General features: G+C 30.3%; 17 protein-coding genes. 7 read left to right on the top strand and 10 right to left on the bottom strand.

Features of this window, described 5'->3' with window-relative positions:
* Window positions 1-47: 47 nt before the first annotated feature.
* On the bottom strand, window positions 48-788 hold the full coding sequence (locus Q0958_RS07730) for a DJ-1/PfpI family protein (RefSeq protein ID WP_299121827.1): 741 nt from the start codon (window positions 786-788) through the stop codon (window positions 48-50).
* An 89-nt stretch (window positions 789-877) separates the two neighbouring features.
* On the opposite strand from Q0958_RS07730, the gene Q0958_RS07725 reads away from it, so the two are divergent.
* Entirely contained in the window at window positions 878-2,806 is a 1,929-nt protein-coding gene (locus Q0958_RS07725; protein ID WP_299121824.1) for a CocE/NonD family hydrolase, read from the top strand.
* Window positions 2,807-2,808: 2 nt separating this feature from the next.
* Window positions 2,809-3,660: a DUF3667 domain-containing protein gene (locus tag Q0958_RS07720; RefSeq protein ID WP_299121822.1), complete on the top strand. Its 852-nt coding sequence runs from the start codon at window positions 2,809-2,811 to the stop codon at window positions 3,658-3,660.
* Between the two features lie 13 nt (window positions 3,661-3,673).
* On the opposite strand, the gene aat is transcribed toward Q0958_RS07720, so the two are convergent.
* Window positions 3,674-4,300, bottom strand: a complete 627-nt coding sequence (aat, locus tag Q0958_RS07715; protein ID WP_299121821.1) for a leucyl/phenylalanyl-tRNA--protein transferase — start codon at window positions 4,298-4,300, stop codon at window positions 3,674-3,676.
* 1 nt (window position 4,301) lies between these two features.
* Entirely contained in the window at window positions 4,302-5,681 is a 1,380-nt protein-coding gene (locus tag Q0958_RS07710; protein WP_299121820.1) for a TIGR00366 family protein, read from the bottom strand.
* A gap of 156 nt (window positions 5,682-5,837) precedes the next feature.
* Here Q0958_RS07710 and Q0958_RS07705 point away from each other — a divergent pair, with 156 nt between their 5' ends.
* The 3 genes from Q0958_RS07705 (at window position 5,838) to Q0958_RS07695 (ending at window position 8,370) form a co-directional block, all read left to right on the top strand.
* Entirely contained in the window at window positions 5,838-7,394 is a 1,557-nt protein-coding gene (locus Q0958_RS07705; protein ID WP_299121819.1) for an FAD-dependent protein, read from the top strand.
* An 84-nt stretch (window positions 7,395-7,478) separates the two neighbouring features.
* Window positions 7,479-8,102 (top strand): short-chain dehydrogenase, encoded by a 624-nt coding sequence (locus Q0958_RS07700; RefSeq protein WP_150900514.1) that lies wholly within the window; start codon window positions 7,479-7,481, stop codon window positions 8,100-8,102.
* Window positions 8,103-8,118: 16 nt separating this feature from the next.
* Window positions 8,119-8,370 carry a DUF1456 family protein gene (locus Q0958_RS07695; protein ID WP_299121818.1) on the top strand — a complete coding sequence of 84 codons (252 nt, stop codon included), beginning with the start codon at window positions 8,119-8,121 and terminating at the stop codon, window positions 8,368-8,370.
* Between the two features lie 245 nt (window positions 8,371-8,615).
* Here Q0958_RS07695 and Q0958_RS07690 read toward each other — a convergent pair whose 3' ends face one another.
* From Q0958_RS07690 to Q0958_RS07670, 5 genes are read right to left on the bottom strand one after another with little or no spacing between them, the layout of a single operon-like run.
* Window positions 8,616-17,372, bottom strand: coding sequence for a LamG-like jellyroll fold domain-containing protein (locus Q0958_RS07690; protein WP_299121816.1), 8,757 nt, complete (start codon window positions 17,370-17,372; stop codon window positions 8,616-8,618).
* A 10-nt stretch (window positions 17,373-17,382) separates the two neighbouring features.
* Window positions 17,383-17,931, bottom strand: a complete 549-nt coding sequence (locus Q0958_RS07685) for a hypothetical protein (RefSeq protein ID WP_299121813.1) — start codon at window positions 17,929-17,931, stop codon at window positions 17,383-17,385.
* A 5-nt stretch (window positions 17,932-17,936) separates the two neighbouring features.
* On the bottom strand, window positions 17,937-18,926 hold the full coding sequence (locus Q0958_RS07680) for a hypothetical protein (protein WP_299121812.1): 990 nt from the start codon (window positions 18,924-18,926) through the stop codon (window positions 17,937-17,939).
* Between the two features lie 7 nt (window positions 18,927-18,933).
* Entirely contained in the window at window positions 18,934-19,983 is a 1,050-nt protein-coding gene (locus Q0958_RS07675) for a hypothetical protein (RefSeq protein WP_299121810.1), read from the bottom strand.
* A gap of 13 nt (window positions 19,984-19,996) precedes the next feature.
* Window positions 19,997-21,034, bottom strand: a complete 1,038-nt coding sequence (locus Q0958_RS07670; protein WP_299121809.1) for a hypothetical protein — start codon at window positions 21,032-21,034, stop codon at window positions 19,997-19,999.
* Between the two features lie 538 nt (window positions 21,035-21,572).
* Between Q0958_RS07670 and Q0958_RS07665 the strand changes: the two genes are divergently transcribed.
* Together Q0958_RS07665 and Q0958_RS07660 are read left to right on the top strand one after the other, a co-directional pair.
* The gene (locus Q0958_RS07665) at window positions 21,573-22,187 is read left to right on the top strand and encodes a Crp/Fnr family transcriptional regulator (protein ID WP_235273332.1); all 615 of its coding nucleotides are present in this window, start codon (window positions 21,573-21,575) and stop codon (window positions 22,185-22,187) included.
* Between the two features lie 154 nt (window positions 22,188-22,341).
* On the top strand, window positions 22,342-22,953 hold the full coding sequence (locus tag Q0958_RS07660; RefSeq protein WP_299121805.1) for a Crp/Fnr family transcriptional regulator: 612 nt from the start codon (window positions 22,342-22,344) through the stop codon (window positions 22,951-22,953).
* A gap of 71 nt (window positions 22,954-23,024) precedes the next feature.
* Here Q0958_RS07660 and Q0958_RS07655 read toward each other — a convergent pair whose 3' ends face one another.
* Together Q0958_RS07655 and Q0958_RS07650 are read right to left on the bottom strand one after the other, a co-directional pair.
* Window positions 23,025-23,390 (bottom strand): DUF3127 domain-containing protein, encoded by a 366-nt coding sequence (locus Q0958_RS07655; protein WP_272150088.1) that lies wholly within the window; start codon window positions 23,388-23,390, stop codon window positions 23,025-23,027.
* Between the two features lie 8 nt (window positions 23,391-23,398).
* A complete protein-coding gene (locus Q0958_RS07650) occupies window positions 23,399-24,259 on the bottom strand; it encodes a flavin reductase family protein (RefSeq protein WP_299121800.1) in 861 nt (286 codons plus the stop codon).
* Between the last annotated feature and the right edge of the window lie 41 nt (window positions 24,260-24,300).

Here is a 24,300-nt window from a genome sequence, read left to right as displayed (position 1 = left end):
TCAAACTATTTACAAACTAAAAGCTGCCAATTGGCAGCTTTTTTTAGTTAATCGTTCAAAATTATATGCGGAACTTTATCAACATCCCAATCAATAACCAACCCTCCAGCTAAAGACTTCGCAATTTCTTTCCCATATAAATATTCACATAAATACAAAGCAGCTTCAAAAGATTTTGCACCTCCTGCCGAAGTAATATATTTTCCATCGTGAACAAATAACACTTCACTCATTATATCTAAATTAGGAAACATAGCACGCATTTTCTCAATATCAGATGGAAATGTTGTTGATACTTTTCCATTTAAAACTCCAGCTTTAGCCAATACAAAAGCCCCATCGCAATGAGAAGTAACAAACTGAGCTTCTTTATCAACTTTTTTCACAAAACTAATTAATGCTTCATTTTCTAAATCGGTATCTAAATGATGTTCAGCACTAGGAACAACCAAAATATCTATTTTTGGCAAACTATCTTTTAGATAGTTAAAATCTGGTAGTATTCGCATGCCTTCAAATGTTGTAATAGGCTTATCTGTATCAGCCACAGTAAAAACATTCATCGGTTTAATTCCTTTTCTAAAAACAGTATGTTGAAAAATATCAAATGGAGCTGTCAATTCTGTATTGAAAGTTCCATCCATAATTAAAAAAGCAACATTATATCGATCTGGTTTTATTTCAGGAAATACTTTTTTTGTGACTACTTCTTTTGTTGTTTTTTTGGCTACTGTATTAGTACATCCTAATAACATTAAAATAGAAATACTTAAAACTAAAACTCTCATAAAATATATTTTAAAGCTAAAATATTAAATATTTGTAGCTAAACCGCATCTGTTTTTTATATTTACCTCCAAAACAACCAAATAACGTTATGAAACTTTACTTAAAGCTATTTTTAGCTGTTTTACTTACTTCAATAAGTTGTACTAAAAAAACAACGCCTAACAAACCTGAAATTTCAAAAAATGATTCTTTTGTAAAAGATAATTACACAAAAAAAGAAGTGCGTATTACCATGCGAGATGGAATAAAGTTACATACAACTATCTATTCTCCTAAAGACACTAGTAAAACATATCCAATATTATTACAACGTACACCTTATAGTTGTAGACCATATGGAGAAGATCAATTTAAAAACAAAATTGGTCCTAATTTAAACTTAATGAAAGAAGGTAATATTATTGTTTATCAAGATGTCCGTGGTCGTTGGATGAGTGATGGTGTTTATGATAATATGCGTGCTTATATTCCTAACAAAACAGAAAAACAAGCCGATGAAACTACCGATACTTACGACACTATAGATTGGTTGGTAAAAAATGTAGCCCACAACAATGGAAAAGTTGGTACTTGGGGGATTTCTTACCCTGGACACTACTCTACTGTATCTACTATTGATGCACACCCTGCTTTAAAAGCAGCATCACCACAAGCATGTATTGGTGATTTCTTTTTTGATGATTTTCATCATAACGGTGCTTTCTTATTAAGCTATTTTAAAGTAATTCCATTATTTGGGACCTATAAAGATCAACCAACAGATTCTGCTTGGTACTCTTTTGCTGATATGGAAACACAAGATCAATATCAATTTTTCTTAGACAAGGGGCCTTTAAAAAACTTAAATAGTTATTTTCAATATGATAAGTTAGACACAAAGTCTCCTGGTAGTGAAAATAATATCGATGATTTCTTTTGGAAAGAAATTGTAAATCATCCAAACTACGATTCTATATGGAAAAGTAAAGGAATTATTCAACACTTAAACAAAGTTCCTTCAACAGTAGCAACAATGGTAGTTGGTGGTTGGTTTGATGCTGAAGATTTATATGGTCCATTAGAAACTTATAAAAACATAGAAAAATACCAACCTAATAATTACAATACTCTTGTATTTGGTCCTTGGGACCATGGAGGATGGTCTAGAAACAAAGTAGCTAATAAAGTAGGGAACTACTATTTTGGTGATTCTATTTCTTTGAAATTTCAAAAAAATGTAGAAACTAAATTTTTCAATCATTTCTTAAAAGGTGATGGTTCTAAAAATAGTGGTTTACCAGAAGCTTATGTTTTTGACACAGGTAAGAAAGAATGGAAATCATACGATGTTTGGCCACCAAAAAACACTCAAAAAGAAACTTTTTATTTATCGGAAAATCAAGAATTGACTTCTACACAAAATGGAGTAGAAAAAATTAATTTTGTTAGTGACATCAAACGTCCTGTTCCTTATTCAGAAGATATTAAAACCGTATTTACACCTCGTAAATATATGACAGACGACCAGCGTTTCGCTGCTAGAAGACCAGATGTATTAGTTTTTGAAACTGATGTATTAACTGATGATTTTACATTAGCCGGTGATATTTTAGCTAAATTAAAAGTAGCTACTACTGGTTCTGCTGCCGATTGGATTGTTAAAGTTATTGATGTGCATCCTCACGATTTAAAAAACGACAATAAAGAAATGCAAACACATTTAAAACTAAGCAACTATCATATGATGGTACGTAGTGAAATAATGCGTGGTCGTTTTAGAAATAGTTTTGAAAAACCAGAGCCTTTCACTCCTAATAAAAAAACTTCTGTAAATATTAAATTACAAGATGTATTTCACACGTTTAAGAAAGGGCATAAAATGCAAATTCAAATACAAAGTACTTGGTTTCCTTTAATTGACTTAAACCCTCAAACATATGTAGACAATATTTACAAGGCTGACGAGAAAGACTTTAAAACACAAACACATACGGTATTTACCGATTCGTCTATTAGTTTAACTGTTCTTAAAAAATAATTATGAATTGTAAAAACTGTAATGAAATTTTAGAGGTAAACGATCACTTTTGTGATAACTGTGGGGCAAAAGTAATTAAAGACAGAATTACTTTTCGTTTTTTAATGGTTGAATTATTTGCTGTATTAGGCTTTGATAGTTTGTTTTTTAAAACTTTGAAAAAAACACTTCAAGCTCCTCAAGATGTTTTAAATGAATACATGAATGGTGTAAGACGTAGATACGTAAATCCTTTTGCTTATTTAGCTGTGGGTGCTGCTTTGTCTTTAATCATTTACAATTTCTTCTCTGAAGATTATATAAGGATGCAAGGGAGTCTTAACGAATCGCAAGTAAAAGAAATTAAAGAAACAGCTAATCAAGATCTTTCAAATGTTAAAAATCTATCAGAAAAAGAATTAAGGAGAATTAAAGCCCAACAGCAAATGGCTAAAAAACAAATTCAATTTATGAATGGTTGGGTTGGATTTGTTTTGAATAATTTTAATATAATGACTTTTTTATTCCTGCCTTTTTATGCGTTAATGAGTAAACTTACTTATCCTAAACCATATAATTATGGTGAGCATATAGTAATGAACGCATACATACAAGGAACAATGATGTTTATTTCTATTATTACTTTCTTTTTAGCAATGCTTATTCACCCAATTGTTTTTTCGGCTAGCTTTTTCTTAACAATAGTATATTATCTTTATGTTTTTCATAAACTATTTAAACATAATTTTTGGAGGTCATTTTTAAAACTCCTTAGATTTATTCTTGTCCTAATTTTATTAGTTATTATACTTTCGATTATTGGAGGAATAATTGGACTTATAATTGGTAAGTTTTTCCCTTCAGTTATTTCTTAAAAATATATTTTATTTATTTTAAATATTTTAGAAAGTCTTTTCTTTCTATTTCATGAGCACCTAAACTAGCTAGGTGCTCATTATATACTTGACAGTCTATCAATTTATATCCACAATTTTGAGCTAAATGAATAAATGCCACTTTACTCATATTACTCACTTTGCTAAACATACTTTCTCCACAAAAAACTCCATTGTTTAAATCAATTCCATACAAACCTGCAACCAACTCATCATTTACCCAAACTTCTATAGATTTTGCATACCCTTTTTCATGTAAGTTTATATAGGCATGTTCCATTTCATTAGTTATCCAAGTTCCAAATTGGTCTTTTCTATCAATACTTCTGCAATTAAAAATTACATCTTTAAATGCTTTATTTTTAGTGATTGTATAATCTTCTTTTCTCAAAATCTGCTTCATTGATTTTGATACTTTGACATTTTCTGGAAATAATACCATTCGTTCCCATGGTGAATACCAAATAATAGGTTCCCCTTCATTATACCAAGGAAATATTCCATTTCGATATGCATAAACCAAACGTTCTACAGATAAATCGCCACCTATAGCTAAAAGTCCATCTTCTGTAGCTAACTCATATGGTGGAAATTCTATTTTATCGGAAAGCCAAATCATACTAAAACAATAATAATCCTAATAAATAAACAATACTACCAACTACCATAGCTATTAATGTATAGGGTAATATTTCTTTTGCTTTTAACTTAGTAATGCCTAATAATGGTAATGCCCAAAATGGCTGTAACATATTTGTTATTTGATCGCCGTAAGCTAAGGCCATAATTGCTTTAGGTAAAGGAACCCCTAATTGTAATGCACTCTCTACTACTATAGGTCCTTGTACTACCCATTGTCCTCCTCCACTAGGCACAAAAATGTTTACCAATCCCGAACTAAAAAAAGTAAAAATAGGCAAAGTCGTTGCTGTTGAAATAGACACAAAGAAACTAGAAATTAAAGTTACCATTCCAGTACTTTTCATAATTCCCATGATTCCAAAATAAAGAGGAAATTGAATTAATATTCCTGATACATCACTGATTGATTCTCCTACTGCTTTGCTAAACTTTTTTAAGCTACCATGCAACATAATCCCTAGCCCTAACATAAAAAAGTTAATTAGATTTGGTGTTATTTTTAGTTCTTTAATTTCATCAAAATATCGATATGAAAATGCTATTAAAATCAAAATTCCAAACACATAAGCTAATACTTTAGATGTATCTAATTTTTCTGCTTTTGTCATTGCTTTTTCATCAACATCCATTTTATACTCTGGTAAATCTATTTTAGTTGGTGCTGCTTTTTTTCCTAAGAAATAAAAAGTACTAGAAACCGCTAGTAATACGATTAAAAAAGTAAGCAAATTCCACCAGCTAAATACAGTTTGAGAATAATCTATAATATCAGGTATTTGGGCTAAAACACTTTCTGATGATATCGAATTCATAATACCTTTAATATGTCCGCTTTCATTAATTTTTATAGGTGCAGAACCTGAAATTCCTCCATGCCATACCATTAAACCTACATAACCAGCAGCTCCTATAATTGGGTAATTTAGCTTAATATTATTCTTTTGAGCATGTTCGGCTACTTTACGAGCTAAAAGCGCTCCAAAAATTAAACCTAAGCCCCAATTAAAAAAAGCAACTAACATCGTCGTACAACTAACAATAGCCGCACTATTTGCTGTATTTGTACAATATTGCGTTACTCTTAAAATTAAATTACTCACAGGTTTACTTAATACTAATACATGTCCTAGTACTAATATCAACATCATTTGGTAAGCAAAAACCAATAGATTATTATTCCAAACACCTTTTTCCCAATATTTTAAAACTTCTAAAGAATAATTCCCTACAGAAACATCAATAGGTTTGGTAAATATTAAGGCTAGAATTAATGTAACTAAAGTTAATAGAATAGCAATGGTAAAAGGGGATGGTAAGTATTTTTTAAATACGTTTTCGATAACCTGAGTAATCTTCATAAAACTAAGTTTGTTTTGCTAAAATAAACAAATCAAGCAAACTTTATGAAGGCATATTTTATGACTTCAGGATGCTCTTATTCTATAATAATTTGCACTTATGAGTATTTTATTTCTCTTTTAGCGAGTAAATCAAAATTTACCTAGCTTTGCAGCATGGTAAAAGAACTTCAACTACGAGTTAATTTAATAGAAGAAAGAAAGGAAGATATCTTAAAAAAGAAAGCTTCAAAAAAGTTAGCAATTAATATTGCTTCCATCACAGCAATAAAAGTTCTTAGAAAATCTATTGACGCCCGTAAAAAAGATGTTATTTTCAATTATAAAGTAGCTGTTTATATTAACGAACCTTTACCAGAAACTCCTGATTATGTTTTCGATTATAAAGATGTTTCTAATGCAAAAGAAATTCATATCATTGGTTTTGGTCCTGCAGGAATGTATGCTGCTCTTCGTTGTATTGAATTAGGTTATAAACCTATTGTTTTAGAACGTGGTAAAAACGTACAAGATCGTCGTAGAGATTTACGTGCTATTAATCAATTTCATGATGTTAATGAGGATTCAAATTATTGTTTTGGTGAAGGTGGAGCTGGAACTTATTCTGATGGGAAATTATATACACGTAGTTTAAAACGTGGTGATGTTCGAAGAATATTTGAAAATTTAGTTTACCATGGAGCTACTGAACAAATTCTTATTGATGCTCACCCACATATTGGAACTAACAAGCTTCCTAAAATTATAAAAAACATACGTGAGAATATTTTAAAATACGGTGGTGAAGTTCATTTTGATTCTCGAGTTACCGACTTTATCATTAAAAATAATAAACTACAAGCTATTCAGTTACAAAATGGTACTGAAATGACTGTAAACTCAGTAATATTAGCTACTGGACATTCAGCTAGAGATATTTATGAATTACTACATAAAAAAGACATTTTATTAAAAGCTAAATCATTTGCAATGGGAGTTCGTGTGGAGCACCCACAAGAAATTATTGATCAAATTCAATATAGCTGTACCGGTCAAAGAGATGAATTATTACCAGCTGCTGCATATAGTTTAGTTCATCAGGTAAATAACAGAGGAGTTTATTCTTTCTGCATGTGTCCTGGTGGGTTTATTGTTCCTGCGGCTACTGCAAATGGTGAAGTTGTTGTAAACGGAATGTCGCCATCTCGAAGAAATAACAAATTTGCAAATTCTGGGATTGTTGTTGAAATTAACGTTGATAAAGACTTACCTAAATATGAAAAGTTTGGAGTACTTAAAGGACTTCAATACCAAAAAGATTTAGAAAAATTAGCGTTTAATGCAGGTGGTAGAACTCAAGTTGCACCAGCACAACGTTTAACAGATTTTGTTGAAGGTAGATTTTCACACTCTTTAAATGAAACATCCTACCAACCTGGACTAAATTCTTCTCCGATGCATTCATTACTTCCAAAATTAATTGGAAGTCGATTACGAAAAGGTTTTGCTGCCTTTGGTAAAAAAATGCATGGATATTATACACAAGAAGCGAATATTATTGGGGTTGAATCTCGTACCTCATCTCCTGTAAACATTCCTAGAAAAGATAACTTAGAGCATCCACAAATAGCTGGTTTATTCCCTTGTGGAGAAGGTGGAGGTTATGCTGGAGGTATTATTTCTGCTGCCATGGATGGAGAACGCTGTGCTGAAGCTGCTATTGCTAATTTATAATTAACAATATTTCTTTGATTTATCTGTAATTACCTTGTATTTTTGCCCCTTCTAAATGATTTTAGAAAAATAAGTAGAAAGAAAGTGGAGAAAAAAAGAAAGAAAAAAAAGAATAAACCTCACGTTAAAAGACTACACACCTACTACCAACGTACAGGTTTTTATATGTTTATATGGGAAAGTTTGAAAAAGGCTTTCTGGCCAATAGTGGGTGCAGTTGTAGGTATATATTTATTTAATAAATACGTTTATAATATTAATGACGGTTTACAAGCCATGACCGAAACTTTTTCTAGGCTTGGTGTTTTAGTTACCTTCTTTATATCTGAAACAATCTTAGGATTAATTCCGCCAGAAATTTTTATCGCATGGTCTAAGAAAACTGCCAATCCAGTTTTAAACTTATCTATTTTAGCAACTTTATCATATTTTGGAGGTCTTACAGCCTATTTTATTGGTAGAGCTTCTTTAAAAATTGAGTCTATTAGAACTTATTTAGAAGTTAAAATGGCTAAAAACCTTAAAAACACTAGTAAATGGGGAGGATTTCTAATTCTTGTAGGAGCATTATTGCCTTTACCTTTTGCTATTAGTTGTTTAACAGCTGGTATGATTAAATATCCTTTTAGAAACGTAGTACTATTTGGTTTATTCCGTTTCTTGCGTTTTGCCATTTACGCGTGGGCAATTTTTAAAATGGTTAACTAATTAATATATTACTATTATGGGTGGATTATCTAACAATGATGTTTTTAAAAAATTGAGAGTAGCTCACAAACTACGAGATACTGATATTATTGAAATTTGTGCTTTAGTTGACTTTAAAGTTTCTAAAAGTGAATTAGGAGCTTTTTTTAGAAGTGAAGATCATCCAAAATACATGGAATGTGGAGATCAAATTTTGAGAAACTTTTTAAACGGTTTAATCATTCATTTAAGAGGTCCAATGCCTGAAAAGAAAAAACAAAAACAATAAAAAACCTTCTGATAATCAGAAGGTTTTATTTTTCCCCTTAAATTCCCCTTCCAGTTAAAAACTGGACGAAGATGGTACAAATATATATTGATGACTTAGATAAAAAAACGGGATTTCCGCAATAAAAAATGCAGATTTCCGCAAAACACAAATTTATTTACATAAGCTATTGATAATTCCATTTAAAAGCATTAAAAAGGGGCTGTCTTAACAGCCCCTTTACTTTTTATTAAAATTTGGAATATTTATTTAACAATTAATTTACGTTTCTCTCTTTTTCCATTTACTCTTAACTCATAAACATAAACACCTGTTTGAAGTTTACTTCCTCTTACTTGACCATCCCAAGTTACTTGGTGTTTAACATTACCTTTTACTTTTCTAGCTATAAAAGTATGTAACTTTTGGCCTAATAAATTATATAAACTAAGATCTACATATCCATCTTTAGAAATACTAAAACTAATTTGAGTATATGAATCGATTGGATTTGGTACATTTTGAGATAATGATAACTCATAATTGTTACTCGATACATCTTCTCTAGATTTTAATGTAAATTCATAAGGAACATTCATATTTCCTAATGTTTTATCTACAATAAACTCTTCTACATTATCTAAATCAAATAAATTAACTCCATCATATAGTTTGAAACTAACTTTCTCTTGATTATTACTTCCAACTCCAATATAATAATGATATTCGTTATTAATAAACTCCGATTTAGAAACTCCTCTTAATTCACCATTAACAAATGCTAAAATAGTTTGTGCTTTTGATGAGTCTAAATTTTCATCAGCTATTATACCATTCAAATACATAAAGTTTGCATACTTATTAATATCTATTTTAAGATTTAAGTCTTTATATGATGGCGTTTCTTCTAGCTTACTTGATAATTCTTCAACTGTTTCTACTTTAGATTCTGAATTTCTAGCCATTGATCTTGCTGCTCCACTCTTAACAATACCTGAGTAATTAATTGCTCCAGCATTTTGCGATTTAAAGATATAACCTAATCCAGGAGTTAAGTGTGTTAAACTACCTCTCCATCCTTCAGAAGTTGAATACTCAGCAAACAATCCTCTTCTTTCAATTCTATCTCCTTCACTAACATTTGTTGATGTAAATGATCGTAATGCATATCCTGTACGTTGTAAATCGTTAGGATAAAATGGAATCGCATTTCTTGTGTTTCCACCGTTTATAGTTAGGTTAGTATCTAAGTTAACTGGAACACCACTTATTTCAATATATTTAACATCTTCGTGTGTAGGTGCTACATTTACTAAATAAGCTTTTGTTACATCAATTTCTGTTAATCCTCCAGTAAAAATATTGTTACTTCCTAATACCGCTACTTTATTCTCTAATAAATCAAGAATTTGAGAATTAACTGGTAATCCTTTAATCGATGTTAATGATAATTTATTTGATGCTTGGTTATCTTTTAAATTAAAACTTAACTCTTGATATCCTGACACTACTGGTATTCTACGAGTAACTTTATTTCCTACTGTAAACTTTACTGGAGCTGAATTTGACCCTATTGTAGCATTTGAATTAAAGCTATAGTTCTCAACAATACCTTCATACTCGGTACACTCTGAAGCATCCCATACTTTAAAGTTTAAAGCAGCTGTTTCTCCAACATTTCCAAAAACTGTTAAGTCTACCAAACCATTTGCTCCTACTTTTGCATATCCTCTTATTTGATTTCCTACATAAGCTTTTACAACATCGTTTATATCTACAGAGTTTTCTGAGTTAATAACTAAATTACCTTTCATATTCATTGAGAATGGATAATTGTTTTCAAAACCAGCCTCAACTGTTGGTTCTGGACATTTAACCGTAACCTCAACTCTAAAACTTTCAACTCCTAATTTTACACCTGTATTTTTATTACTAGTTTTAATATAGATTGTTGCTGTATGAACTCCTGGATTTAGATAATTCTTAACCTCAAACTCCAAATCTCTATTTGTTTCTGTAGCTCTAATTACATTTAAAGCATCTTTATCTGGGTTTGCTCCTTTGTTTACACTAAACCAAACTGGTAAATTTTCAAAAGTATAAGCTACATCTACTCCTCCTTCTTCATTTATTAAATCTACATAATCAATTGTTGTTGCTTCTCCTTGATTTTGACTTATTGAAATATTATTATGACTCCATTTTAATTTACTTCTGTTTACAATAAAGCTCCAAGATGTTTTATCTATTTTATTTCCTAATGGATCTTCTAATTTTTTATCTTTTACAAAGACCGTTAACCTAGCTCCTTCTACAAACTCTAAATCTGAAATCTTCATATTAAAATTAATAATCGTATTATTTTCAGACATTGTTGTTGTAAACTGAATATCATCAACCATTTTTGTTTTATCTAATGGTGCAGCCTCTTCATTAGTAACAAAATCAATTCCTACAGCTGTTGTTCCTTTAGCCGTTCCTGTAAAATCTTGAATTGCTTCATCTGGTTCTCCATCTACTCCTTGTTTTGCCAATGTATTATTATTAAATACAAAATATGCTTCCAAGGTATCTTCATTACCTAATAATTGATTTTTAAAATTACTAGCTATTTGTAATGGTGTTCTAGCCGATTGCCATAGTCTCATTTCATCTAAAGACCCCACAAAAGAATCTGATGACACCATAGGAGAAATTACTAAATTCTCTGTATTGGCTTCGTTTCCTATAGTTGAAATATTTCCTGAACCAACTTCTCCACCATTAAAATAAATAACAGCATTTCCATTAGTTTTATCATATACTACAGCAACATGTGTCCATGCAAATGGCTGAATTCCTCTAGTAGATTTTACACCATCATTTGTTATTATTTTACCATCTGGCATTAATGAAACATGATAGTTTTCTCCTTTTTGAATAATTGGAATGTTAGTTCCTGAAGGATACTTAGATGGATTTACCCACATCTCAACTGTTAACTTATCCTCTAAGTTAAATTTATCGTTATGAGGAATTGTTATTAAATCGGCAACATTATCTAGTTTAACAGAAGTTAATGGTTTTGGTACACCTCCTAAAATCCCTCTCATTGCTAATGAATTTAAGTTTACAGTAGCTGGATTTATAGGTGCTGAGAATTTTGCTGAAATAGTTCCTGTTGTAAAAATCCCACCATTATCTGGTGTTGTTAATACTAACTGAGGTGCATCTCTGGCAATCTTTCCTTTTACAAATGGTGTAGGATTCTTTCTGTTATTAGGATTATCTGATCCTCCATCACCACACACTGGTACAATTCTAAAGTTATATTCCCCATTTGTTAATGCAGATACATCTGCACTATATTCTACTTGATCTGTTTTAGAATTCAAGTGCGCTTTTAAAGTCTGTAGATTTAATTTCTTTAAAATTTTAGGTGTGTTATTTCCTTTAATAGTATACTCTAAATCTACTGAGAAATCTTTATCATCTGGCATTCCTTTTAACTCTGGAATTCTAAATGTAAAATCTAATTTCTTTTTATCAGAACCATTTACAATCCAATCGTTTTGTGGAGCATCTGCTGTAATTTCCTCTACACAAGCTCCTGTAAAGTGAGCCGTTACTAAAATTTCTGCATAAGGTTTTACACCAACTTCATTATACTCATCAACTCCATATGAACGATATCTATCTCCTGTTTGCTCACATTCTGAATACATTTGTATTTTGATATTTTCATATGATATTTCAGAAGGAGCATCGGTTCCTCTTGAAATTCTTAATTGTGCTTTGATTTCATTCTTAACTCCTGTTGGTGAACTCGGATCTAAATCGAATACAAATTTTGAAGATGTTGTTGGTTCAAAAATTGGCGACTCATTTAAATTCACCACAGCTCCTAATGGGTTTGAAGCTCCTGCCATACCTACTATATAAGTTTTTCTAGTAGCATCTTTTGCAATTTGCGTATTTCGTAATGTTAAGTTAAATAAAACTGACTCATCACCAGTTCCATAACCTACTACTTTATCTACAATTAATTCTACTCCTTCTCTAGGTACTGTTCCTGATTCAAATGGACAAGAACTTCTTCCTCCATTTGTTAAAAACATTGGAGTATCATACTCAGGATCTCTTCTTATTAATACATCAAAATGATCTCCTGCATCATCATCATTTAAAGTAAAACTATCTACTCTATTGTTTCCGTTTTCATCAGTATCTGTTCTACTATTAAAGTTATGAACTTTTGTCTGGTTTTCTAACGTAAGTCCTACTCCAAAAACTGTAAAATCTGTTGAAAAACTAACTCCTACGTATGGTCCTCCACTAAACGAATTTCCTGTACTTTTTGTTTTTCCTCTAGATAATGTATAACTAATTTCTGTTAATGCATCAAAAGTAATACGCTGATCTAATGCAGATGCATTTAATCCTGCTCCACTTTGTCCTACATCATTATCGTTAGTAAGCTTTTTAGTTGTTGAACTAAAGTTTGGTGCACTATCAAAATATGCTTTTGTTCTCTTATCATGATTCTTTTTAATAATAGCATTCCATCTAGAAATTTGATGTAAATAATTAACTATATCCTTATCTTCTCTATCTTTTGGAGTGCTTGCTAATAACTTTTCTAAAGTTCCTTTTAAATCTAGATAATCTCTGTCTTTAGGTGGACTTACTATGTTATTATTTTTATCATATTTAGCTATTGCTAATTGATATAAATTAGGTATAACGATGTCATTTAAACTTTGTTTTGTATAAGCAAATGGCGTAATTGTAGATGGTTTTGCTACCTTACTTGAGCTTTCTACTACTGGCGAACATCCGTTTAATTTTAATACTTGTCCTGTTCCAAACGTAATTACCTTAGAAGTACCTATAAATACATCGGCGTCTTCACCTACATAAGTTGGATCTGAAGGTGTTGAAATAGATTTTTCTAGGGTTACTGTTTCAGAATTACCACTATGTCTTACATAATCGAACTTTCCTCCTATTAACCCTTTAGTATCACTACTTGTTTGAAGTGCTGGATTTACAAAACCTGCTACAGTTCCAACTCCTAATGGCGCTGCTACTACTCCTGTTAAAATTTGTTTTTTAAACTTTAATTTAGCTCCAATTGAATTGTCTATTTCCAAACCAATTCCATTTTCTGCTGAAAAAGAATATGAATAAGTAGCTCCTTTAGCTAAAGTTGCAGAACTGTTATCTCCTGGAGGATCGTGTAATACAAATCCTACTTGTGGTTCTACTAATGTAAAATCTGAATTTCCTTGACGAGCTCCTAAAATAATTGCTTTTTTAGTTACTGATGCAGTTCTTCCATTATGACTTGCTGAGATTAAAAAGTTTCTTGTATGATCTCCTAAAAAGTTTGGTGATGATACTTGTGTAATAATTTCTAACAATCCCTTACTTAAAGTAGTTCCTGATAAATTACTATCTGATAAAATAGCATCTCCTCCAAGTGTTACCTCAGCTCCTTCTACTACACATTTATTTGCTCCATACCTTTCAAAAACACTAACATCCATTTTAAATCCATCATGAGAATTAAATGTATAGCTTCCATTACATGTACTATTGATTTGTTCTCCAACATAATCTCTCATATTACCAACATCTCTAACACCAGCCATGTCAAACTTAAATAACTCTATTTCGATTTCTATAGGGTTTCTAAATTCGAAATCATAAATTACATTACTTCTACGTAAATCTATAATAGGGCTATCTAATTTTCTATTACTATCAACATTGGTAATCTCTACTCTATATTGACCAGGTAATAAATCGTTTACTGTAAATACTGTTGCATTATTATTAAAGTTTGCTACACTAATTGTTTTTTCAAACTTTGGAGACTCAATATCTGTACGGACTATTTTTCCTGTCCAAGATCCCACATTATTATTACATGGAACTACTATGTTTCCTATAAAACTACGACGCGTAGTATTTTCAAAATTCACATTTTGTAAAGGCTCTTCTAAAACCACTTCATAACTATTTCCTTTAGGATTTAAGCTTTCATTAGTAGCTTTATATGTATACTTTACTTCTCTAACATATTGTTTATGCGTAGTATTATCAAACTTACATCCTCCTTCAAATTGTAAATAGTTATTTTCTAAATCGCTAGTAACTAAATTAATTGCTTTAGTTCCATACTTTTGGTCAAAACTATACGATAATGTTAATTGAGATTTTTCTGTTGTAAGATGTTTACCTTCTCTTATCTTAACAACATCTTCTTCTTCAAGTGCTGTTGTTCTATACTCTAATAAGTCTACATGTGATTTTGAAAAGTTAACATACTCACCTGCTTTTTCTTCTGCTCCTACTACTAAGTTACCAGCTATAGCTAAGCTACTTAAAGCTGTGTTCTTCCTCTTATTATTTACATACAGCGACATTGTTCCTTTTGCCTTGTCGAAATTTATACTGAAGAAAGAAAATTGTCCTGGGCTATTTGTTGGCAATGTTTCCGATAACTTTACTTCAGTTCCTTTATACACTTTTAACGTTGTATTATTAACTAACTTTAAACTTAAAGTTCCCCATTGCAAAATTGTTTGAACTGCTGGAATTTCCTCTTCTGTATTTGTTCTTAAAAATGGTCTGATGAAACCTGACCAAACAAAACTTTCTCCTTCATTCGTAATAGATTTAGAAGAACGAGCATATCCTGTTTTTCCATCAAAAGCTAAACTTCCTTCATTTAAACGCTCTTCATTTGCTAATGATAATCTAGCGCTAGGTGTAATGATATGTTTTCCAGGAGCTGTTTTAATAGCATAAGTTCCTGTATTATCTGTAGTAACTTTAGCATCTTCACTACTTTGAATTACTGAACCGTCTACCTCAATTGAAGTTCCTCTAATTACTGGATATAATTCTTCTCCTACCTTATATGAAATAACTCCAGTTACTGGTAAACTAGATACATCATTAAAGTTTACAGCTGTAACCTCAGCACCATTTAGTCTTCTTGGTACACCTACTAACCTATTTTTTGGTAAAAATTCAAATCTCGGTTTTGATGGTGTTACTGTGTATTCAAACTTATTATCGTTATTTGTTACACCTTGAATTCCCGTATTTAAAGTATTAAACTCATAATTCCCTGTTTCATTGGTATATGTAGCATATGTTATTTGTGGCTGCTCTTCTGCTGCTAAATGTTCTAACTCACTTTCAGTTTCTGCTATATACTGTCCTCTTCTTGTTGGTGAATAGTTAAATGCTTTATGTGTATCGTTAAAGTCAAAACGATAATAAGCAAATAAACCTTCTACATCTCCTCCAATAATATGATTTGAATATTTACTTATCTCTAATGCTGTTCTTGGTCTATCCCATAAACGAACCTCATCTAAATAATACGTTACATTCACTGTTTCATTTAAAGAAAATGCATTTACACTACTTAAGTTCAAGTTAAGTAAAGTAGCTGTACTAGCATTATCTATAGGGTTTCCATCTTCATATAACGTTCCTCCAGAAGCACTAAACACAAACGCATAATGATGCCAGTTTGTATCTGATGTTCTTGTTCCTTCTAAGTAATTAGTTCCATTAACTTTTACTATTATTTTATTTCTCTGAAGAACTAACTCGCTATTCCCTACTTTTAAAATCTTATTTTCTCCTTCCGATACAGTAGGAGTATTATACCAAAATTCTAATGTAGCGCCTCCTTTAGCTTTTCTAAAAGCATCGATATTTTTTATTAATAACGGCTTTTTTCCTTGTACAAATTTTAAAGCTCCTCCTGGGTTTATATTTCTATCTGCAATTGCTTCTACTTTTGCATATTTCGTAGCTACATTTGACGATGTTTCAATGATTCCACTTACTTTTCCATTTGGCAATACAAATCCTACATCTTTTCCTGATAATGTTGTTGCTCCATTTTTTTTAGCTTCAACTGTGTATTCGTATATTTCGTTTGGTAAAATTCCTCTATCAACGAAAAACAAAGACTCTGAGGGACTTCTTGTTTCTGTATCTTTTAATGAATGTACTACTGTACTAGTAGTTCCAGCTCTTAAGTTTCTTCTTTTTACATCATAAGCCTCAACATTTCTTACATGTTGCCACTCTATTAAAATACCGTTTGTACCTGATAACAATGGATTATCTATACCATCTCCATCACTTGCTCTAACAATAATTTTATTCAAGTTTAATATAGGATGTGCTATATCTGACCCTATTCTTCCAATTGCATTTGTTTTTAAACTTGATGAAAACTCTGCTTCTTTCACTAAATTATCATTAGGGAAATACTCATATAATAAATTTTCCCATGAGACAGAAGTTAATACATTTCCTCCAAAATAATCTTCGTTTTTATAGTTAGTATTGGTATATACTATTTCTAAACCATTATTTTTTAATTCTGATAATGAGTTTTGAGTTTCTTTATAAAAAGTTCGATACTGCTCATCTTTTATTTGATTTTTACTCTTTACATTCGACCAACCTCTATATTCTGCTAAAAACAAATCGGTTTTCTTATCACTTGAAAAATATAATTCGTGTACATCAAAAGTAAGTTGGTTATTAAAGAAGTATTCATCACCATCTATATATACTCTCAACTCATTAAATTCCTTATCTAAAGTAATAGCATAATGATGCCATGTATTTTTAAATAATTTATCACTAAGCAATAAATTTCCTACCTGCTCATTATCGCCTACTTTTAAAGTAACCTTATCTTCTTCTATACTTAAAGTAAACTCCTTAGCACCTTTTTCTAAATTTGAAAATTGCCAATTTACAGCTTCAGCATTCCCTGAACTTGCTGTATTATGCATTCCCCAAAACTCAATGGTTGCTTTTTTATTTATTCCTTTACCTAACAAACTTTTTAAGCTTGTTTGTGGATTAAATATCCTGCTATACTTTCCCTTACTTTGTAATTGTAGTACTGCCAAATCATACGATTGTTGAGCGTGTACAAAAGAAAAAGAATGCAATAGTGCTATGATTAAATAGCCTAAAATTTTATTTTTTTTCATCGTTATTATTTTAAAGTACGTTTGCTAATTTTTCTATTGTAAATCGGTATTGATCACCTACTTTTTTATTCCCAACTAACAATTGATTTTCAGAATCTTTAAATACATTTACTCCAATGGTATTATTATCCATCTGTACTAGTCCTTTGGTAGGATTATTTAAAGGAGAAATTAAAACCTTACCTGTTCCAGCAAATTGAATTTGCCATGTATATTCATTTAGTTGTTCTGGATTTTCAATAGTTGAAAAAACTATTTCATTAGAAGTATTATTAAATTTTAAAAAGTATTTTTTCTGCTTTGCTGAAGCAATTAACACCTTTCCTTTTTCTAATCTTTTCAATATAAAAGATTGTAAATAACCATCTTTTTTATTGAAGTCAGAACTTGATTTCTTGATTAAACTTATAGAATTGTTTGAAATATTATGGAACAAAACCATCTCATTTCCATTTACCAATTTGGTATTGGTAAACCTATATAACTCTATATCTTGAGCAATAGTTATCCCTGCACCTATGAAGAATAGGCACAAAAACAAAATAAATTTGTTTCTCATTTTCTTTATTTATTTTTTGTTGATTTTATAGCTTCTTTTATCGCTGTCAATTCTTTTAACAACTTCTCTATTTTTTCTTCTTGAGCTATTGTATGTAATGTAAGTTCTTCAACTTTTTCTACTAAAACTGTGTTTACTTGTTTTATATCCATTCCATTGGCAAGTACTTCAGCTTCAGATGGCATATTGGGTAAGTGCTTATTTTCTTTTATATAAGTAGCAACTTCTTTCAATGGCATTAACTTATAATCTTTAGAAAAAACATAATCTGGAAACGAACCTACATTTAATACCACTCTATCTAAAGTTAAAACTCCATTTTCTAAAGATGCCATTTCATTATTACTACCATTAATAAAACTTATCTTTTCATTGGTACCATGCCCTAAATTAAGTCGACCTGTAGTTTGGTTATAAGAAACACTTCCTAATGTACCTTGCTGAAACTGTACATTATCAGATGTAATTCTTTGATTAAACACTCCTGTATTAATTGTTAAAACACCATCGTGAATCTTTGCCATTTCACTATTAGCACTGTTTCTAAAAGAAATAATATCATCTCCATTATTATCTACATCAGGACGCAATATTATTGGTCCCCAACTCTGATACTCTCCACCATCTACTCTAACATTTTTATTTTTTATATGTATTCCTTCAGTAGGAGTTATACCAATACCTATTTTTGAAAATTTACTAATACCTGATACTTCAAAATCAGAATAAATATTAGCCTTTTTGTAAAAAACTGCTGACTCATTGAAGTTTACTCTATCAGAAAAATGGGTAGGTACATAAAATCTATTATATCCTGGATAGAATGCAGCCATCTTTTTGTTTGCTGCATAAAATCGTATTCCTTCATAATATGTAGGATCTGCATCGGTATCTGCTTTTATATCTATTCCACGTACAGTTCCAATTACATGTTGTGCTTGTATAGTACCAACTCCTAACAATAATAAACTTACCAGTGTAATTTTTTTAATCATTCTAAAACTAATTTTTGGTTGAGTTATATTGTTGCTCAATTTTTGATAATCTTTCTAAAAGAGCTTGCATCTTTTTTTCTGTCTCTTTTGATTTCTTTTCAACTACTTTCAATTCTTTTAAAAGTGTATCTATTTTTTCTTCTTGTGAAATTGTATGTAGTGTAAGTTCCTCTACTTTTTCTACTAAAACAGTATTGATTTGTTTTATATCCATTCCTTTAGCTATTACTTCAGCTTCTGATGGCATATTAGGTAAATGTTTGTTTTCTTTAATATAAGCAGCAACTTCCTTTAAAGGCATTAACTTATAGTCTTTTGAAAAAACATAATCTGGAAACGAACCTACATTTAACACTACTCTATCTAAAGTTAAAACTCCATTTTGCAGAAATGCCATTTCGTTATTACTTCCATTTAAAAATGTTATTTTTCCATTAGTACCATGCCCCAAACTAAGTCTACCTGTACTTTGTGTATAAGAAACACTACCTAAATTACCTTCTGTAGCAGAAATACTATTATTAAAAACTCCTCTGTTAGTTGTTAAAACACCATCATGAATCTTTGCCATCTCACCGTTAGCGCTATTTCTAAAAGAAATAATATCATCTCCTGTATTATCTACATCTGGATGAAATATTAACGCTCCCCAACTCTGATATTCACCATTATCAACTCTAACGTTTTGGTTTTTTACATGTATTGCTTGTTGTGGAGTAACACCAATACCTATTCTTGAAAACGTACTATTTCCTGAAGCACTTAAACCACTATTAAAGTTTGCTGCTCTGGCAAAAAAAGCATCGCCATCTGCATAAAAACGTCCTTTGGCTCTTAACTCTCTATTAGCTTTAAAGTTTACCTCAGAAATATTACCTGTTGTAAACGATCTAAAAGTCGTTATTGTTCCACCTCCTACTCCTCCATTAATAAATAATCCTTCGGATCCTTGATGACTTCCATCTTTATCGAAGTAAATAATGTGTGTACTTCCTTGTGCTTTCATGTTGAAGCTAGCTAGTAATAATGTACCTAGCAAAAAAATTGTTTTTCTCATTTTACTTATCTATTTATTGTTTATCATTTTTTATTAATTGTTTTAATTTATTTATAGTTTCTTGTTGTTGAATAGTATACAAGGTTAACTCTTCAACCTTTTCTACTAATTTTAAGGTAAGATTTTTTAAATCCATTCCTTCCTCAATCACTTCTAATTCAGAAGGCATACTCGGTAAATGTTTGTTCTTTTGGATATACTCCTTTACTTTTTCTAAAGGCATTAATTCATAAGTATCACTAAATACATAGTCTGGAAATGAACCTACATTTAATACAACTTTATTTGCCAAAATATCTTGAGCTTTTATATTTTGAGTAATTAGTTCTTTGTGAACAACAACATTATTTCCTCCTGCAGTTAAAACCTCTGATTTTTCTCGGCCATACAAAACTTTAAATTTGTCTACTTGTGAATTATTATTTTTATCAATGTTTACTAAAAAGCTTCCATCATTTTCTGATGTAAAATTTCTAGAAAACAGTTTGGTATTACTTATACCTACATCAAATATTTTAGCCCCATTAGTACCGTGCAATATTTTAAATGTATCCACATTTGGATCATTACTATTATCATCAATATGAACACTAAATGAAGCTGAATGTTTAGCTTTAAAACTCCCTCTATTGATATCTAAAAAACTATCACTTCCTTTATAACCAAAAAGTTTAAATGAATTTGTATGAAAAGTTGATTCGGCTAAAGACGTTCTAAAAACCTCATTTTTAGAATCGTGTCCTATTTGAACTTTAAATATTGCGCTAGTATTATTATGCCTTCCTACTCTCATCTCTACGTCTTTCTCAGACATTAGATAAAATCGATCTTTGGCATAGTGAAGTATTTCATCTGATAAAAACTTCACATACTGATTTGAGCCTCTAAAAAAAGGACTACTTCCTTTCCCTTGGTAAATTTTAAAGTAATCTACTCCTGGATCATTATTATTGTTATCTACTCTAATACTATAATCTCCAGAAACACTTACTTGTGCATTTAAACTGTAACTAAGAAGCAGCAGTGTTAATAATAAAATTGTTTTTCTCATGAATGCTTATTTTTTGTGGTTGTTAATTTCTAAGTAACACTTAGTTAATTTCAAGTCCACAAAATTGAGATAAGAAAAACCATTTGATTTAACAGAAATCACGATTTGACTTGTATCAAAAATTGATTTACATCACATTAAGCATCTGTTTATAAGATATTCACTAGTAATTTCAGCTAAAAGAGTTACCAAATTCTAGCTTAAACAATTCAGGTAGTATTTTTTTAATGTAAAATTAACATTTATTTAACATTTTACACTAAATTCGTCTTTATTAGAATATTAATCCCCTAAAAATTAATACTTATGAATAAAAAATTACTTTCTTTTTTTCAAAATAAAACAAGCAAACTATTGCTAAGCCCCTTCTATTCCTAAACTATAAGTAATACTTATGCCTTATAAGTATTTAGTATGAAGAAAACATAGGGTTTTCTTTTTACACACTGTTTAAAATATATTGTAAGAACACAATATAATTTACTACTAAATAACCGCTTATAGATTTAAGCAATAATTAATTGTAAAATAATTTATAATGATTTTAAAGTCCCTCATCAATTGTAAAGAATCAACAGTTAGATTAATTCAATCTACTGCTATAAAAAAGAAATATATCACAGGTGACCCTATCTTATTAAAAGATGTACCTATTAATCATAGCGCTATTATAATTAAAGGTGTTTTAAAAGCGCATTTAGATCAAGATGATAGCTCACTTCTATTATACCATATTTCACCAAAAAACAACCCTCTGATAGTGTTAATGAACATGACAGAAAACCAAGCTTCTCCTATTTCTATAACTGCAATAGAAGATAGCACTTTGTTATGGGTACCAAACGATAAAGTGGCAGAATGGGAAAGTAATTGCTTGTCTTTTAAAAAAGCTATTATTAACTCTAGTGAACACAACATTAGTACTATGGTTTATAGGCTTCAAAACCTATTAACACATTCATTGGAAAACAGGCTATTTTATTACTTAAAAAATAAGTCTAACATCTACGAACAAAAAGACATTCGTATATCTAGAGCTGAAATTTCTTCAGATTTAAAAACTCCGAAGGCTTCAATTTCTAGAGCCATAAAACGTTTGGAAAATCAACATAAAATTATTGGAAAGCCTAGGTCTATACAATTAGTTGTATAAACCTACATTTAAAATAAATTACTATTTAACAGAGGTTTGTAAGTTTTAATTACAAGCCTCTAAAAGTCTATCACCCCTTAATTATTTCAAATAAATGCTAACTAACTATTAATCTAGGATACTACCTAGGTTAGACAATCAACAAACTAAATTTATGCTAAAAAATTTACCACTGTCTAAAGAGGTAATCGACCTATTGAAAAACTATGGAACAATATTACACTACGAAAAAGGATATTTATTACAAGACTGCAATCGTTTTGATCAAGGGGTTTGTATTTTAATTTCTGGAATCGTTAAAATGTCTGTCAAACACAATGATAAAAAAATACTATTGTACCATCTAGATTGTAGTAAGCCTATAATTATAAATTATACGAATACTCCAAATATATCTTCAGATGTAATTTGCAGTACTGTTATAAAAGATGTAACTCTTTTAAATATTCCAAATGATTTATTTTTAGAATTGACAAGCACCTATATTGAGCTTAGAGATTTTATGATTACTTCTTTCCAGTTTCATTACATGAACATTATAAATAAAACTCAAGAAATTAGTAATCAAACATTAGAAGAACTTTTGCTTAGTTATATAAAAACAAAATCTAGGTTATATAAAAGCGTAGAGATTAAAATACCTCTTTTAGAAATATCTGAAGATTTAAATTTTTCAAGAGAAGCAATTTCAAGAGGTTTAAAAAACTTAGAAAACAATGAGAAAATCATTCGTAAAACTAGATCTATAGTATTACTAGACAATTAATTAAAAACAAAAAACCTATGAATTTTCATTCATAGGTTTTTGTATATAACACCTTATTTAACTTTTTTATATTAAAAAGGTAAATCGTCTGGTTCGTTAGCTGATAAATCTGGAGCTGGTTCAAATTGACCTGCAGGAGGTGTACCTTGAGGTGCAGATTGTGCTAAGTTCTCTATTCTCCATCCTTGGATAGAATTGAAATATTTAGCAACTCCTTCTGGGTTAATCCACTCTCTACCTCTTAAATTAATAGATACTTTAACATCTTGACCAACTGAATAGTTATTTAAAACATCACATTTATCCTGAACAAATTCAATCATAATCATTTGTGGATACTGCTCATCTGTAGTTACAACCATTTCTCTCTTTCTAAATCCGCTAGCTCCAAATGTTTGAGTTTCGTTAATTAATTTAATCTTCCCTATAACTTCCATATTCTTATCTATTTAATTAAAAGTACCTTCCACGCACTTTCTACATCATTTTTTTGTAAATAATCTTGTGCAAATGTATGTCTTTTTTCAATTGAAAGCGAAATATATTCTGGATGTTCTTTACCAAAGTTATTAACAGCTTCTTCGCTTGGTAATTGCTCTACATTACCTAACATCCCTAAATTATTCCCTGTTAAAACAGTACTATTTCTTATTTCTTCTGGAATTTGATCTACTCCAATTCCTAAAGTAGAAATAGGTTTAGGTATTTCAAAAAAACCATCTCTAGCTCTAGAATAATAACTACCTCCTGCTCTTGCTACTAAATCTATTTTATGCTGATCTATACTTCCATCTTCAGCTATTACATTTTCATTAACATGAAGTTTAACTACTTCACAAACAATCAAATTTCCTGCTCCTCCTTCTGTTCCTGTATAAATTATATCGGTTACTTTGCATTCAAACTGTACTGGTGATTCTACTACACGAAACGGTTTTACCTTATCAGACGCTAACATGGTAAGTCCTGACTTTTCAAACTCATTAACTCCTTTTGGATACATTGTACTACTCAAAGACATTTGTTGTACCATGTCGTAATTAACTACATTAATAACCACTTCTCTTGTTTCCTCTGCATTATCTAAAGTATGCTTTGTTTTATTTCCTCTTACACTTCTTGCTGGAGAGAAAATCATCATAGGTGGATTAGCTCCAAAAACATTAAAAAAACTAAATGGTGATAAATTAGGATTTCCGTCTTTATCAATTGTACTTGCAAAAGCAATTGGTCTTGGGGCTATAGCTCCAAGTAAATAACTATGTAATTTTCCTGTAGGTAAATCTTTAGGATCTAATGATAACATGCTGTTTTTTATTTTTAATGTAAATATACTACGGTTTTACA

Origin of the sequence: uncultured Tenacibaculum sp., from assembly GCF_947499065.1 — a bacterium.
GTDB lineage: Bacteria > Bacteroidota > Bacteroidia > Flavobacteriales > Flavobacteriaceae > Polaribacter.
This window is presented reverse-complemented; position numbering and strand designations above follow the sequence as displayed.

Bases quoted from the DNA above. Each gene is read 5' to 3' on its own strand.
- Q0958_RS07730 (WP_299121827.1), bottom strand. From the start codon at position 788: ATGAGAGTTTTAGTTTTAAGTATTTCTATTTTAATGTTATTAGGATGT.
- Q0958_RS07725 (WP_299121824.1), top strand. From the start codon at position 878: ATGAAACTTTACTTAAAGCTATTTTTAGCTGTTTTACTTACTTCAATA.
- Q0958_RS07720 (WP_299121822.1), top strand. From the start codon at position 2,809: ATGAATTGTAAAAACTGTAATGAAATTTTAGAGGTAAACGATCACTTT.
- aat (WP_299121821.1), bottom strand. From the start codon at position 4,300: ATGATTTGGCTTTCCGATAAAATAGAATTTCCACCATATGAGTTAGCT.
- Q0958_RS07710 (WP_299121820.1), bottom strand. From the start codon at position 5,681: ATGAAGATTACTCAGGTTATCGAAAACGTATTTAAAAAATACTTACCA.
- Q0958_RS07705 (WP_299121819.1), top strand. From the start codon at position 5,838: ATGGTAAAAGAACTTCAACTACGAGTTAATTTAATAGAAGAAAGAAAG.
- Q0958_RS07695 (WP_299121818.1), top strand. From the start codon at position 8,119: ATGGGTGGATTATCTAACAATGATGTTTTTAAAAAATTGAGAGTAGCT.
- Q0958_RS07690 (WP_299121816.1), bottom strand. From the start codon at position 17,372: ATGAAAAAAAATAAAATTTTAGGCTATTTAATCATAGCACTATTGCAT.
- Q0958_RS07685 (WP_299121813.1), bottom strand. From the start codon at position 17,931: ATGAGAAACAAATTTATTTTGTTTTTGTGCCTATTCTTCATAGGTGCA.
- Q0958_RS07680 (WP_299121812.1), bottom strand. From the start codon at position 18,926: ATGATTAAAAAAATTACACTGGTAAGTTTATTATTGTTAGGAGTTGGT.
- Q0958_RS07675 (WP_299121810.1), bottom strand. From the start codon at position 19,983: ATGAGAAAAACAATTTTTTTGCTAGGTACATTATTACTAGCTAGCTTC.
- Q0958_RS07670 (WP_299121809.1), bottom strand. From the start codon at position 21,034: ATGAGAAAAACAATTTTATTATTAACACTGCTGCTTCTTAGTTACAGT.
- Q0958_RS07665 (WP_235273332.1), top strand. From the start codon at position 21,573: ATGATTTTAAAGTCCCTCATCAATTGTAAAGAATCAACAGTTAGATTA.
- Q0958_RS07660 (WP_299121805.1), top strand. From the start codon at position 22,342: ATGCTAAAAAATTTACCACTGTCTAAAGAGGTAATCGACCTATTGAAA.
- Q0958_RS07655 (WP_272150088.1), bottom strand. From the start codon at position 23,390: ATGGAAGTTATAGGGAAGATTAAATTAATTAACGAAACTCAAACATTT.
- Q0958_RS07650 (WP_299121800.1), bottom strand. From the start codon at position 24,259: ATGTTATCATTAGATCCTAAAGATTTACCTACAGGAAAATTACATAGT.